We start from the raw sequence: 14,830 nt of genomic DNA, 5'->3' as shown, positions 1-14,830 counted from the left end.
CCGCGCTACGGTTTGTCTTTCGCCGTGCATTGGTCGTTCGCCATGCATTGTGGGCCATTCACCATTCACCATTCACCATTCACCATTCACTCCTCACTCCTCACTCCTCACTCACTTTCCCTCGGCCAATAGCTTCTCCAGTACATCCAGTGTTTCGTCGATGTGGGCTTGGGTGTGCTCGCAGGAGAGGAAGAAGCGTAGGCGGGCGCTTTTTTCGGGGACGGCGGGGTAGAGGATGGGTTGGACGTTGATGTCTTTTTCGAGCAGGGCGTTGGAGAGCTTGGCGGCCAGGGGTGAGCTGCCGACGATGACGGGGACGACGGCGGAGCCGATGCTGTGGCCGATGTCCATGCCGCGTGCTTGCGCCTGTTCGAGGAAGTAACGGGAGATGGCCTGTAGCTTGGCGACCCGCTCGGGTTCCTGGGCCATGAGTTCCAGTACCTTGAGCGAGGGGGCGGCGACCTGGGCGGGCATGCCGACGCTGTAGAGGAAGCCGGGCGCGAAGTAGCGCAGGGTTTCGACCAGGGCTTGGTTGCCCGCAATGTAGCCGCCGCAGCCGGAGAGCGTTTTGCTCATGGTGCCCATCCAGATGTCTACCTGTGTGGGGTCGATGGCAAAGTGTTCCCGCAGGCCCAGGCCTGTTTCGCCCATGACGCCGAAGGAGTGGGCTTCGTCGACCATCAGCCAGGCTTGATGGCGCTGTTTGATGGCGATGAAGCGAGGCAGGTCGGGGATGTCGCCGTCCATGCTGTAGAGCCCTTCGATCACCACCAGCACGCGTTCGAACTGGTGGCGGTGCTGGGTGAGCAGCGCGTCCAGGGCGTCGGGGTCGTTGTGGCTGAACGACATGCGCTTGGCCCCGGAGAGCTGGGCACCGACCAACGAGCTGTTGTGGATGTACTCGTCGTGGAGGATCAGATCCTTGGGGCCCAGCAGGTAACCTAGCGTGGAGACGTTGGTGGCATGGCCGCTGACGAAGGCCACGGCATCTTCCACGGCATACGCCTTGGCGATGGCCTGTTCCAGCTCGCCGTGAATGGGGCGCTCGCCCGAGACCACACGGCTGGCAGATACCGAGGTGCCGTAGTGCTGGGCGGCCTCGCAGGCGGCCTGGATGACCCGCGGGTCGCCGGAGTAGCCCAGGTAGTTGTAGCTGGCGAAGTTGATGCAGGTGCGACCTTGCATGACGCTGGTGGCCCCGGCCAGGCCGTCGTGCACCTTGAAGAACGGCACCTGCAAGCCCAGCTGTTGCGCGCCCTGACGCATCATCGAGAGCTGTTGATAGCCTGGGTGGGCATCGAAGCGGGTGAAGCGTTCGGGCACGGAACGGGTTGCCCCTGCGCTGGTGGCAGGGGCAGTGGGCTGGCTGGCTCTTGCGGTAGGGCGCTTGCGCGCCTGTTCCAGTAGCTGGCGTTTTAGTTCTGAACGCTTGGCGGTCATGGTGTCTCTGTCGCTGGGGAGGATGCGGGCTCACTGGTAATGCCGTCCGCGCCGTGGCGGGCGGCCAGAGAGGCTAACGCATCTTGCGGCGACTCTTCAACGTCTTCATCGTGCTGGTGGAGCTTCTGGATCAGCACGCCTGCCAGCTTGTCGAGGGTGGAGGCTTCGCTGAGGACCATGACCGGCACTTGAACGCCCAGGCGGTTCTCGATGGCGGTCATCAGTTCCACGCCCATCAGCGAGTCGAAGCCCATGTCGTACACCGAGCGGTTGACGTCGATCTTCTCTTCGTCGATGAGCAGGATGCTGGCCAGCTCTGCGCGCAGCAGTTCGGTGATGGTGCTGTGCAGCTCTTCCGGCGAGAGGTCGGCCAGCATGGCGCTGATGTCGTCGTCGTGGTCGAGGCTGCCGTCGTCATCGCTGGCGCGGGCAATTTCGTCGAAACGCGGGGTGTCGGAGGTGGGCAGGAAGCGCGCCAGTGCGCCCCATTCCAGCTCCAGCACGCCCAGGCTTGGCCCGGGGGTCAGCAGCATTTGTTCCAGCACCTTCAGGGCGTCGTCGGAACGCAGCGCCGAGCCTCCCAATCGCTCTTGGAGGGCGTCGCGGGTGCGGGTGTTGCGGGCCAGGAAGCCGACGTCTTCGATGGCACCCCAGCGTACGCAGGTGGCCGGAAGGCCCTGAGCGCGGCGGCGGGCAGCGAAGGCTTCGAGCCAGTGGTTGGCAGCCACGTAGTTGCCCTGGCCAGGGTTGCCAAACAGCGTGGTGGCCGATGAGTAGACCACGAAGAAGTCCAGCGGGGCTTCCTGGGTCAGCGCTTCCAGGTGGCGCGCGCCATCGATTTTCGGGGCCAGCACTTTATGGATGCGTTCGGCGTCCAGGTTGCGGATCAGGCCGTCGTCGATCACCGTGGCGGCGTGGACGATGCCGTGCAGCGGGCTCAGCTCGGCCTTGGCGCGTTCCAGCACGTTGGCCAGGGCGTTGCGGTCGGTGATGTCGCAGGCGGCGGCCATGACTTTGATGCCCTGGGCGTCGAAGTCACGGATGGCGGCCTGGGCTTCTTCACTGGCAGGGCCGCTGCGGCTGAGCAGGATCAGTTCCCGTGCGCCTTTGCTGACCAGCCACTGAGCCGTCTTGAGACCAAAGCCGCCCAGGCCACCAGTAACTAGGTAGCTGGCATTGGCGGGCAGGGTGAGGCTGCCGCTGCCCAGCTGTTCCTGGCGCGGTGGGGCAATGGGCTGTTCGTAGGTGACGACTACCTTGCCGATCTGGCGAGCCTGCTGCATGTAGCGGAAGGCATCGATGACCTGGCTGTGGCTGAAGGCGGTGAACGGCAGCGGGCTGAGGGTGCCGTCGTTGAACAGCGCCATCATTTCGCTGAACAGGGTTTGGGTGAGCGCGGGCTGCACTTTCATCAGCTGATCGGAGTCGATGCCGAAGTAGCTGAGGTTGTTGCGGAACGGGCGCAGGCCAATGTGGGTGTTCTCGTAAAAGTCGCGCTTGCCCAGCTCCAGGAAGCGGCCGAACGGGCGCAGTGCGCGCAGGTTCTGGTTGATCGCTTCACCTGCCAGGGAGTTGAGCACGATATCGACGCCTTCGCCCTGGGTGTCTTCGAGGATTTCTTCGGCGAAGGTGAGCGAGCGGGAGTCATAGAGACGCGCTTCGCCCATAAGGCGCAGGAAGTCGCGTTTCTCTTCCGAGCCCACGGTGGCGTAGATGTCGGCGCCCATCCACTGGGCAATTTGCAGCGCGGCAATGCCCACGCCCCCGGCGGCACCATGGATCAGCACCTTTTCACCGGGCTGCAGGCGTGCCAGGTGCTTCAGCGCGTAGTAGACCGTGAAGAAGGTGGTCGGAATGGTGGCGGCTGCGGCGTAGCTGACGCCTTCGGGCAGCGGGGCCACGGCGTGCTGGCTGGCGACCAGGCGGTCGCTGAAGCTGGCAGGGCCGAAACCGACCACGCCTTGGCCGGGGGCCAAGTGGGTGACGTTGCTGCCGACGGCCACGATTTCCCCGGAGAACTCCAGGCCCAACGTGGGGCCGGCAAAGCCGTTTTCGATGGCTTCATCGGAGAGCAGCCCGAGGGTGTACATGACATCGCGGAAGTTCAGGCCGGTGGCCTTGACGCGCACTTCCACTTCGTCGGCACCCAGTTCGGGGAGCTGGCGTGGCCGCCACTGTAGCTGGCGCAGCTGGCCGGGCAGGGCAAAGCCCAGCGTCATGGCCTGGCGCGGCGCTGCCTGGCTGGCCTTGTGCGGGTGCGGGGCGGGCAGGGTACGCAGGCGGGTGGCGTAACGGGTGCCTGCCTGGGTAATGACCAGCTCGTTTTCCGCATCCGGGTGGGTCACGGAATCGGCCATACAGGCCAGGGCCTCGCTGCTGGGTTGCTCGGGCAGTTCCAGCAGAGTAACGCTGTGACCTACGGCTTCGTTGGCCAGCGAGCGGCCAAAGCCCCAGAGCGCGGCGTCGTCGCCGTGCTGGTAACCCTGGGTGAGCAGCCACAGCGTGACACGGCTGCCCTGGGCTTCCAGGCCGCTGTGTTCGAGGGCCAGCGACCACTGTTGAGCCAGGTGGCAGCGCTGGGTCTGTGCGGCGGTGGTGTCTTGGCCCAGGCCGCGCAGGTCCAGTACGTTCAGCGCGGCGGGAGGCGTTTCGTGCTGGCGCAGCTGTTCGGCCAGCAGGGCCGCAGGCTCGCCATCGCTGAGCAGGGTGACGTTGTCCAGCGCTGCCGCCAGCACGTTGGCCAGGGCTTGCTGAGCAGCGTCGGCAATGACCAGGGTATGTGCCTGGGTCGCTTGCGCTGCGCTGCCCGGCTGTTCGCTGGGGGCTTGCGCGTGCAGCAGGTAGGCGCCGTTCTCTTCCAGCTCGATGGGCGCGGTCACGCTGAGCCCTTGGGCGGAGAACCACTCGATGAGGGTGGCTTGTTCCAGCGCGGCCTGGCCGATGCCGGGGGTGGCCAGCAGGTCGTCCAGCCAGCGGCTGGGATGAATGCCGACCACGATGAGCTGTGCGCCCGGCGCCAACTGCGAAGGCAAGGCCTCGATGAGCTGGCGGGTGCGTTCGGGCTGGGTGACATCGGCGCTGATGAAGGCCAGCTGGGCTTTTTGTGCCTCTGCCAGCGTGGGCAGGGTCTCTTCCAGCGGCTGAACGTCGATCAGCGGGTAGCGTTCCTGGAGCTGTTCCGCTTGATGGCGCGCCGTGTCGCTGGTGGTCAGCGCACGGTAGCGGTAGCTGTCGGTGACCTTGGGCGAGTGATGGGCAAGCCGTTCCAGCAGGCGTTGGCCTAGCGCGGGGGCGCAGGGGCCTGCTTCCAGCAGGGCCAGCCGCTGGCCTTCGGGCAGGGCGGCCAGGGCTGCTTCCATCAGGCTGCCCAGCTCGCTGGCCAGTACTTGCCAGCCGCTTTCGCCAATCAGGACGCGGTTGATGCCTGCCAGGTGTTCGTGGGTGACGCCCAGGCTTTCCAGGGTGTCGGTGCCACGCGCCAGGGCTTCCTTGTGCAGACCAAGCCTGCCCACCAGATGAATGGGGGCGAAGTAGTCCGGGTAGTCTTGGACCAGCAGTTGCCAGATGGTTTCCGGGGGCAGGGGCGCTGCTTCGTCGCTGGCGGCATCGTCGCCGGGTGCGGTGGCCTCGGCAGGCTGGCCCTGCTGGGCGAAGGCTTCGCTGAGGCTGTCCAGCAGCGGAGCGACTTCCTGAGCGTAACGCTGGCCGGTGCTGGCGCTGAAGGCATCGCTTAGCCCCATCAGGCGTGGCAGGGCTTCGCTTGGCATGGGTAGCGTGACGGCGCTGAGCGGCGCGGGCGTGAGTTCGATATCCAGGTAGCTGAAGTGCTGGTGGTGCGCGCGGTTCAGGCGAATGGCCTTGAAGCGGGTCTGGCTGAGCACGGCCACGGCGTGGCCTTCGGCATCGTAGAGCTCGAAGTCGGCGGTGAAGGAGTGCGGTGCCCGTTTGCCCATGACGGCGCGGGCCAGCACGGGGGTTCCGGCTTCGGCATTGACCTGAATACGGCCTACGCGCACGGGCACGAAGGCGAGCTGCGAGGCAAACTCGGCCTGGCGTGCCAGCAGCGGAATGAACAGCTGGAAAGCGCTATCGAGAATGCCGGGATGCACGTGCAGCGTGTCGAGCTGGGCGGTGACGGCTTCCGAGAGGTGAATCTCGCCGATGACGCTGTCGCCCTCGATCCAGCCACGGGTAATGGCCTGGAAGGCGGGGCCGTAGTGCAGGCCGATGCGCTCGGCCATGGCCAGGTGCTGCTCCAGGGTGTAGTCGGCAGCGCGGCTGGGCAGTGCCGGGGCCTGGCGATTGAGCAGGAAGCCACGGCTTTCACGCATGCGGCGAGCCACGGTGTTGAGCTGCCATTCGCTGCCGGTGGCGGGCTCCCGGGAGTGAATTTCCAGGCGACCGTCATCGGGGTCCAGCGTCAGGCGCATGGTGCGCCCGTTGGGGCCGTCCAGCAGCAGCGGCGCGCGAATTTCCAGCTCTTCGATATCCAGCAGCGAAGAGTCTTTTTGCTGCATGGCGGCGGCCAGGGCCAGCTCGATGAAGCCCGCGCCGGGGAAGACGGCGCCTTCGCCCACCACGTGGTCGGCCAGCCAGGGCTGGCGCTTGGTGTCCAGCTGGCTTTCCCAGGTGTGCTCCTGCTGGGCCAGCGGGTAGCCCAGCAGCGGGTGCTGGTAGTAGCGCGACAGCAGGCCTTGGCCATCCTGAGTACCTTGCACCCAGAGGTGGGTGCGCTGCCATGGGTAGCGAGGCAGCAGAACGCGCTGGCCTTCCACGGGGAAGTAGTGCCCGCTGGGCAGGGAAAGCCCGCTGAGCAGCAGTTGGCCCAGCGTGCGCTGCAGCCCTTCGAGACCGGGTTTGTGGCGTTCAACGGTGCCCAGTACCAGGCCGCTGTGCTCTTGCTGGCGCAGCGACTCGTTGAGGTAGCGGCGCAAGATGGGGTGCGCACCGACCTCGACGAAGACGTTATAGCCCTGTTGAATCAGCTGCGTGGCGGCATCGTCGAACAGTACCGGTTCACGGATGTTCAGCCACCAGTAGTGGGCATCCAGCGTCGTGCCTTCGGCCAAGGCTCCGGTGACGGTGGAGAAATACGGAATTCGAGTGGGCTGCGGCTGAATACCGCCCAGCGCTTCCACCACGCCTTCCTGGATGCTGTCCATGGCGGGGCTGTGGAAGGCGTAATCCAGCGGCAGGCGTTTGGCAAACACCTCTTGGGCGCTGAGCGCCGCTTCCAGTTCGCTTAACTGGTCTTTATCGCCTGCCAGGGTAATGCCTTTGGGGCTATTGATACCGGCCAGGCTGACTCGGCCGAACTCGGGCTTGGCCAGCCAAGGGGCGATGTCGTCGGCACTCATGGCCACGGCGGTCATTTCGCCTTGGCCACGGGTCTTGCCCTGGAAGTCGCTGCGGTAGTAGATCACCTTCACCGCGTCTTCCAGGCTCAGGGCACCCGATGCCCAGGCGGCAGCGACTTCACCCACGCTGTGGCCGAACACGGCGGCGGGGGTAATGCCTTGCTCCTTGAGCCATTCGGTGAGCGCCACTTGCAGGGCGAATAGCGCAGGCTGGGCAATTTCGGTGCTGACGAAGCGTTCTTCTTCGCCGGCTTGCTGGTTCAGGCCTGCCAGCTCGGCGCGCAGTGAGAAGTTGCCGTGGCGCTGGAACAGTGCATCGACGCGGTCGATGGCGTCGCTGAAGGCCGGGGCAGTGGCGAGCAGGTCGTGGCCCATGGTGGCCCACTGGCAGCCGTTGCCGTCGTAGACGAACACCGGGCCCTTGGCGTCAGTGAGGCGCTCCAGGGTGGTGAGCTGACTGGTATCGCCCTCAGCAAACTGGCCAAGTGCGGCAGCGGCTTCTGCTGCGCTGCTGGCAAAGCAGAGCGCCCCGTGGCTGTGCTGCTCACGGTGGTGAAACAGGGTGTGGGCAATGTCGTAAAACGGCTGCTCGGTGGCCTGCAGGTGGTTGGCCAGCGCCTGGGCACTGGCGGCCAGGGCGGCTTCACTGCGTGCGCTGATACGTATGGGCAGACGGGTGTCCGGCACCTGACGCTCAGCGGCGGGCGTTTCCGGGGCACTTTCCAGAATGACGTGGGCGTTGGCGCCGCCAAAACCGAAGGAGTTGACGCCAATGACCAGCTTGCCCTCGGGCTTGAGCGGCTGGGCCTTGGTGACCACGTGCAGGTTCCATTCGTCGAACTTGATGCGCGGGTTCAGCTTGCGAATGCCGATGGTGGCGGGCACTTCGCGGTGCTGAAGGCTGTACAGCGCCTTGGCCAGCCCGGCCACGCCGGAGGCGGTTTCCAGGTGGCCCACGTTACTCTTCACCGAACCGATGAGCAGCGGGGTTTTGCGATGCTGGCCGAGGGCTTCACCGATGGCACGGGTTTCGATGGGGTCGCCGACGGCGGTACCGGTGCCATGGGCTTCCAGGTAGTCGATCTCATCGGGGGAGATGCCCGCTTGCTCGTAGGCGCTGCGCATCAGGGCAACCTGAGCGCTGGGGTTGGGCACGGTCAGGCCGGATTTGTGGCCGTCGGTGTTGACCGCCGACCCTGCTACCACCGCCAGGATGTTGTCGCCGTCGGCGACGGCCAGGTCGTAGTCCTTGAGCAGAAACAGGCCCGCGCCTTCCGAGCGCACGTAGCCATTGCCTGCTTCATCGAAGACCTGGCAGCGCCCGGTGGGCGACAGCATGCTGGCCTTGGAGAAAATGATGAAGCCGTAGGGGTGCAGGTGCAGGCTGATGCCCCCTGCCAGCGCCATGGGAGTTTCACCGCTGCGAATGGATTGGCAAGCCTGGTGGAACGCGACCATGGAAGACGAGCAGGCGGTGTCCAGCGACATGCTGGGGCCGTGCAGGTCGAAAATGTACGACAGCCGGTTGGAGGCGATGCTGGACGTGTTGCCTGTGGCGGTGGAGGCGTCGATGGCCGCCATGTCGTCGGCCAGCCGATAGGAGTAATCCAGGCTGGCCACACCAAGGAACACACCGCACTGGCTGCCACGCAGGGTGCTGGGCACGATGCCTGCGCTTTCCATGGCTTCCCAGGCCAGCTCCAGCAGCATGCGCTGCTGGGGGTCCATGTTGGCTGCTTCCCTGGGGGAGATGCCGAAAAACTCTGCGTCGAACCCGCTGATATCGCCCAGGCTACCGGCGGCGAACGTCACGCTGGTGCCGGGGTGGCGCTTGTCGGGGTGCCAGAACGCATCGTGGCTCCAGCGGTCGGGCGCTACTTGGGTGACGAGGTCTTTTTCGGCTTGCAGGTCTTGCCAGAACGTTTCAGGGGTGGTGCCTGGGAAACGATGGGCGGCACCAATAATGGCCACGCGTTTAGTCATTCTTGCTCCTGAGGTTCTGGTTCTGCCTTGATCACATCACTACTTATATCGCGTCCAAACACTCGTTTAAATAGTCGGACGCCAAGTTCGTTTGCTGCTATTCCCTGCGGCATGTGCTCGGCAGGCGGTGGGTCAGACGGTTGCCGTTGCGTTGACCATATCATGTATGGCGTGCGGCCCGTAGGGGCGCCAAAATATCCATACGCGGCGGGCAGGATGGGCACATGATCGCCGTACCATCCCAGTAGCCCCGGCCTTTGCGCCTCCGTCAAGGCCGTTTTGAGACCCCCCAGCATGCGGTCTGCTTCGCCCAGATGGTGAAGATAGACTGCCAAGTCTCGCAAATGGTTCGGCAGCGGCCATGGGGCGTTGGGCAGCGTCTCGGCGAGGCGCTGCTGCTGGGGGGCTTCCAAATGCAGCGGGCCGTGATTTTCCATGGTGATCACGAACACGAATAGCGGCCTATTATCGTCATCTTTCAGCAGGCGTCCAACCTTTCGTGCGACGGCCTGGTCGCCGATGTATTGGCCGTGCTTTTCCTGGGTTTCGAAGGCGCTGAGATCGATAAACGTGTCGAAGCCCAGCAGAGGAATGACCTTGTCGCGCAGGTAGAAGGTGGCCGGGTACGGGTGCACGCACACGGTGCGATACCCTTGGGCCTTGAATGCGCTGGCCACGCTGGCGAGAGGGTGGCGTGACAGCGTGCGGTAGGGGTTGAATTGACGCGGCCCCCAGTCGCTGGGTGCCAGGCCTGTCAGCACTGCGCATTCGGTGCGCACGGTGTTGGCGCCCCAGGCGGGCACGTGCAGTTCGCCCTGTTCGAGGGCTTCGGCGGCGGTGGCATCGAACTGGCTGAGCAGCCCTGGCGCCACGTCCTGGCACCACGGGCGGGGGTCGAAGAAGGACTCGCTCTGCACCAATATCACGTTTGGCAGTGTGTTGCCCTTGCTCGTGGGCGCGACGGTGGTGGCGTCAGGCGGGCACTGGGGTTCGCCGAGCGGCTGGCTGAACGGTTGGAACGGTGAGCGTTCCGGGCCAGGCGCACGGGAGCGCATCAGCGCGACGCCGTAGCTCCACAGGCTGGTGTATAGCCCTGTTTCATGCAGGTCGTGTATGGGGGCTAGCGTGGGCGGGGGCAAGCGCTTCAGGCTGGCCGCCAGCAGCAGTGCACCCGCCAATATCAGCAGCAGGCAACTGAAGAGCCAAGGCATCAAGCCCCACTGGCCCACCAGCGACGGCTCGAAATAGAAAAAGCTGCCGATGGCCACGGCCCCAGCGCTGCTGGCAGCGATGGCGAGCCCGATGCCGAAGAAGGGCACGTACAGCCTGGGGTGCAAGATGGCATCCCAGAAGTATTCGAAATCGTGGCAGATGAAAGGCTCGTTGAGCGTGGCCGATTTGGTGTTGCTGGACTGCACTACTACCAACTGCAGCGAGAGAATGAACACCACGGCAAACCAGGGGCGCTGCAGCAGCAGGGTGAACACGCCAAACAGCAGCAGCCAGCTGCCCAGGTGCACGGCATTGGCGGCCAGACGGCGCTGCCAGAAAGGGCGTGGCTGGGGGCGCAGCAGCGCTTCAGCCAGCAGGCTGCCGAGTAGCCCGGTGACCAGCGCGGGGGCCATGGCGGCCATCGCGGCACCTGAGAGCAGCATCATGAGCCGCCCTCCAGGTGGTCGAACCCCAGCCGTTTGATCAGCCACTGGGACACCGACGCGGGCAGTACGGCCAGCCACCAGGTGCCGAAGTTGAGCGGAAACGGGAAGCTGACCCGTGGCCGGTTGGCTGCGATGCCTCGGGCAATGACGCGGGCGGCACGTTCCGGGGGCCACTCCCAGGGTTTGGGGCCGGGCATGGCGTTGCACATGGGCGAGGTGACATAGCCGGGCATGACCACGGTGACGCCGATACCGGCCGGGGCGAGCAGCCCACGCAGGCCTTCCCCGTAGGCTTTGATGGCCGCTTTGCTGGCGCTGTAGGTGGGCGTGCTGGGCAGCCCGTGCCAGGCGGCCAGGGAACTGATGAACACCAGTTGGCCACTGCCCCTTGCGCGCATGGCGGGCACCAGATGGTGGGCCATGGCGATGGGGGTGGTCAGGTTGATGTCCAGCAGCGCCTGAACGTCTGGCCAGGGTTCCAGCTCGCCCGCCTGGGGCGGGTGGGTGTTCTTGCCCGCATTGGCGATCACGATATCGGGCAGGTGGTGCGTGCATAGCTCGCCCAGCCAGTTGGCCAGTGCGGTCTGATCACCGAGGTCGATGTTCGATAGCGTGACCTGGGCCCCTTGGGCGCGGCAGTTTTCGGCTACCTGTTCCAGCACGACGAGGTTTCGGCCGTGGAGGATCAGGTGGGTGTCTTGGGTGGCATATTCGTTGGCCAGGGCGCTGCCGATGGCTCCGGTGGCGCCGGTGATCAGCACGCAGCGGTGGCCTGTTTGGGGTGAGGTGCTCACAGCAGTCTCTCCAGCGGGGAGGGGCAGGCTTCGAGTACCTGGGCCGCGTTATTGACCGCCAGGTCGATGCCGGGCTGGCAGTAAAACCCCCCGTTGAGCTGGGTGGCATACATGACAGTGTTACGGAAATAGTCGAACAGCTGGGCGCTGGGCGGTGGCGGCTGGTGCCAGAACTCGTCGAGACTGCCTTGATAGGTCAGGCCTGCCATATGATAGATCGGGTCGCTCAGTGCAAAGGTGGGGCACTTGTGTTCCAGGGAAACGATACCGACGGTACTGTTGACTGTTACCGTGCCTGCTGCATATTTGAGCAGTCGATTGAGGTCTCCTGACTCTAAGTAAACGATCCGCCCTTGAAGACCATAAAAATCGGCCAGCCGCTGGATGATGGCGGGGTAGTCGACTAGCCCCATGTCTAGCGGGTGGTTCTTGATGCATAGCTGGGCACCTTGTGGAGCGTTGACCGCAAAAGAGCCCATCACATGGTCCATGACCTCCTCCATGTTTTGATAGGGGGAGTGGTCACGGATCTGGGCGTCGGTGTTGAGCTGTAGCGGCAGCATGAAATACGAGCGTCCGCTTTCGATCAACGCATTGATGCGCTGGGCGTCGCGTTTTTTCCACTGTTTCAGTTGTGTAAAGCGCTTGATGTAACCCGCGTATTCCACTGGTGCCGTGATGGGGGAATGGTTGCGGTAGCGTGGGGCGATCAACGGGTTGAGCAATCCGGCTGTGTGGTAAGCAACATCGTGCAAAGCACGGATCTTGAAAGCCGAACGAAAGCGCACTGGCTTTGGTAGCAGAGGTAATGTTTTCCCTGTTTCATAGAACCAAGCAGGGTCTCGCGGCAAAAGAGAGTGCCCATTGACGCCATCGCGCTCAAGCGTGACCCAGAAAGGGCGAAAGTAACCTTCCTCAAAAACATGGGTACGCACCCCGGCCTTGTCGGCTTGTTCGATAGCCGAGCGATGGACGGGACGCCGATCACCGAACATGACTTGGTCGGTAATGTCGTAGCGCTTCCAAAGCGATGTGATGTATTCAGGTAGTACCGTTAACGGACCACGAAATAAATGATGTTTGCTATGGGTGCGCTGCCAATAAAGAATGTCACCTGCATTGAAGTTGACTTTGACAACACGGTGGCCGTCATCGGTCAAGCGCCTAGCCAGACGCTGATAAAAGGGCGAGCATACGCCCTGCAGGAATAAAAATGCACGCTTCTGCTTCAACTCAATATCTTCCAATGAATACGTTACGATAGCTGCGATAGAGCCGCTGCTTCCATGTAAGCAAATGTTTTTGTGAGTGATGCTGACGCGTCTTGGCCTGTTCCAGTAGCGCGACGACGGTTTCAGCGTTGCATAGCTGACCTGTGTTTGGGTCGACATAGCCGGGGTATACCAGCAGGGTGCCTGCCACCAGCTCATCCAGGGTCAGCTTGCGTGTGCGTCTTGGGCAGTGCATGGCATCGCGGGTCAGCCCCCAACCGGCATAAAAGGGCAGGCCATAGGTGTGTACCTGACGATGTCTCAACAGCGCCTCGAAGCCGGTCAATGAACTCATGGTGTGCACGGCATCGACCCGCTCCAGCAGGGCGGTGATCTCCATGTGGCTGCCGTCGAGATCATACAACTGTTTGGCGTCGCTATCGAGTTTGCCGACCCGCGCACCACTGGTCACGTCTGGGTGAGCCTTGTAGATGATGAAGGCGTCTGGGTGGCCATGGCGCACGGCGCGCAGCAGGGCGCTATTGGTGCTGACCTGGGGAGAACCGGTGGCGATCGAGGCGTCGCTTTCCACCTGGCCGGGCACCAGGATGACGTGCTTGCCACTGGGCAGGTCTATTTTGGCCTGACCATAGACGTTGTATTTGGAGAGCTTGAGAGCCACCAGGCGTTCACGCAGCGCTGCGGCGCGTTCGACCAGCGGCGCATCGAAGGCGTGGGTTTCCAGAAGCGTTTCCAGCTCGCTGGGCTGGGTGGGGTCGTAATAGATGCCTTGGCGGTCGATGGCCAGGGAGAGCGGTGTGGTCAGGTCTGCACCCAGCCCTACCGAGCGAATGAAGCCATCCTCGATGCGCCATACTTTATGCAGGGCGTGAGCATTACGTGCCTCGAACTCTGGCGTGAGGGCGCTGGACCAGGCCAGGATGCGGGGGGCCGATGGCGTGCCTTCGATAGTGCTGGGCAGCGTTTCCTGGTAGTGAATGTTGGCGCAGGGGCCGAGAAAACAGCCGATGAAGCCGCGTTTCCAGGCGGAGAAACCGCAGGCTACCCATGGCCCGCGCAGTCGTTCCTGCTGGCGACGCTGGTCGGCCAGCAGGGTAATGGTTTCTTCCAGCGTGGCGGGCTGGCAGGTGTAGGGGTTGGCGTAGCGTGCGTAGCGCAAATACGTCGCCGCAAAGACTTCCGGCAAGGAGCGGGTGCGCGTACGGCGCGGGCAGGCCAGCTTGTCCTGGGTCAGCCCCCAACCTGCGTAGAAGGGCAGCCCAAAGCAATGCACCTGTTTGCCTGCCATGAGGGCTTCGAAGCCGAGCTGGCTGGTGACGACGTAAACGCTGTCGACCTGGTCGAACAGTGCCCAGGGGTTGATGTCTTCACTGATGATGCGGCAGCGGGGGTGGTCGAGTGCCTGGGTAAGATGGCCCTGTTTCTTGCCCGCAATCACATCGGGGTGGATCTTGACCAGGATCTCCTCATCGGGGTGATTGGCCAAGGCTTCTTGCAGCATGCGTTGAAAGCTCTCGCTGCTGGCACCACCATAGGTGATCGATGCATCGCCTGCGGTCTGGTCGACGACCAGGACCGTGGCGTTGGAGTGATTCAACGGTGTATCGGGGGCGTGATTGTACTTGGAGAGACGATGGTGCCGCAGCAGGGCCATGCAGCGCTCGGCACGGGCCAGCTCTTCGCTGCTGAAGGTGGCTTCGTTGAGACTCGTTTCCAGGTCGCTGGGGCGCGAGGCGTCATAATAGATGCCGGTGGCATCCACCACCATGCTATGCGGTTGATAGCCCTCGACACCGAGGCCAAGCGAGCGCAGGAAACCGTCCTCCAAGGCGATGTGGGGCAGGTTCTTGCGCTCGGCATAACGTTTCGATCGTCGCGTCGTGGGCTTGAGGCCCCAGCCAATAACCGTTGACGGCGGAGAGCAGAAAGGCCTGATCGGTATGACGTCGTCAAACTCGGACAGCAGCACTGAAAGAGTCGCAATTTTACCGATGCCTGAGGATGTATAACCCGCCGTACGTTTTGCCATGGAAAAGGCCGCAAGTCGTCCTGATAAAGATACCAAACAGGCGGCGAACATACGTGAATTGGGCAGGGTTATCAATTCGTGGCGCGCAGTGAGCGCTTGGCTGGCCAGGCTAGCGCGCTGGCATGCCTTGGCCTAGGGTGATACAAGGAGATTAAGTTGAATTATATCAACGCGCAGTTTGTGATTGTTTTTGGTAAGTTGATTGCCTGTGATGCAATAACGCTTGAACTTTAGGGCAGTATTCAACCCGGCTTATTCACGAGACTCACCTGAAAACGAAGATGGCGAGTGGTTTTCTCTTGTAGAATCAGTATGTTCCTGCCAGAACACGATTCAA

At 63.4% G+C, this 14,830-nt stretch carries 6 protein-coding genes; all 6 read right to left on the bottom strand.

From position 1 onward, the window contains the following. Positions 1 to 111: 111 nt before the first annotated feature. The 6 genes from FEU76_RS16890 to FEU76_RS16865 all read right to left on the bottom strand — a co-directional run bounded on the left by FEU76_RS16890 (position 112) and on the right by FEU76_RS16865 (position 14,493). The gene (locus tag FEU76_RS16890; RefSeq protein WP_144984476.1) at positions 112 to 1,440 is read right to left on the bottom strand and encodes an aminotransferase class I/II-fold pyridoxal phosphate-dependent enzyme; all 1,329 of its coding nucleotides are present in this window, start codon (positions 1,438 to 1,440) and stop codon (positions 112 to 114) included. Then, a complete protein-coding gene (locus FEU76_RS16885) occupies positions 1,437 to 8,780 on the bottom strand; it encodes a type I polyketide synthase (protein WP_144984473.1) in 7,344 nt (2,447 codons plus the stop codon). Before FEU76_RS16885 ends, FEU76_RS16890 begins: the two co-directional genes overlap by 4 nt. After that, a complete protein-coding gene (locus FEU76_RS16880) occupies positions 8,777 to 10,438 on the bottom strand; it encodes an LTA synthase family protein (protein WP_096923224.1) in 1,662 nt (553 codons plus the stop codon). Before FEU76_RS16880 ends, FEU76_RS16885 begins: the two co-directional genes overlap by 4 nt. Beyond that, positions 10,435 to 11,232 carry an SDR family NAD(P)-dependent oxidoreductase gene (locus tag FEU76_RS16875; RefSeq protein ID WP_144984470.1) on the bottom strand — a complete coding sequence of 266 codons (798 nt, stop codon included), beginning with the start codon at positions 11,230 to 11,232 and terminating at the stop codon, positions 10,435 to 10,437. The genes FEU76_RS16880 and FEU76_RS16875 overlap by 4 nt, the downstream gene beginning before the upstream one ends. Further along, a complete protein-coding gene (locus FEU76_RS16870) occupies positions 11,229 to 12,227 on the bottom strand; it encodes a capsule biosynthesis protein (RefSeq protein ID WP_260851418.1) in 999 nt (332 codons plus the stop codon). Before FEU76_RS16870 ends, FEU76_RS16875 begins: the two co-directional genes overlap by 4 nt. 238 nt (positions 12,228 to 12,465) lie before the next feature. Further along, complete coding sequence (locus FEU76_RS16865) at positions 12,466 to 14,493, bottom strand: capsular polysaccharide biosynthesis protein (RefSeq protein WP_144984464.1); 2,028 nt, start codon at positions 14,491 to 14,493, stop codon at positions 12,466 to 12,468. Positions 14,494 to 14,830 lie beyond the last annotated feature (337 nt).

Source organism: Halomonas sp. C22 (assembly GCF_007655045.1).
GTDB classification, from domain to species: domain Bacteria; phylum Pseudomonadota; class Gammaproteobacteria; order Pseudomonadales; family Halomonadaceae; genus Vreelandella; species Vreelandella hamiltonii.
The sequence above is the reverse complement of the archived record's forward strand: the minus strand, read 5'-3'. Positions and strand labels throughout refer to the sequence as shown.

Excerpts from the sequence above, each read along its gene's own strand:
- FEU76_RS16870 (WP_260851418.1), bottom strand. The coding sequence starts at position 12,227 with ATGTTCGGTGATCGGCGTCCCGTCCATCGCTCGGCTATCGAACAAGCC.
- FEU76_RS16885 (WP_144984473.1), bottom strand. The coding sequence starts at position 8,780 with ATGACTAAACGCGTGGCCATTATTGGTGCCGCCCATCGTTTCCCAGGC.
- FEU76_RS16890 (WP_144984476.1), bottom strand. The coding sequence starts at position 1,440 with ATGACCGCCAAGCGTTCAGAACTAAAACGCCAGCTACTGGAACAGGCG.
- FEU76_RS16865 (WP_144984464.1), bottom strand. The coding sequence starts at position 14,493 with ATGGCAAAACGTACGGCGGGTTATACATCCTCAGGCATCGGTAAAATT.
- FEU76_RS16880 (WP_096923224.1), bottom strand. The coding sequence starts at position 10,438 with ATGATGCTGCTCTCAGGTGCCGCGATGGCCGCCATGGCCCCCGCGCTG.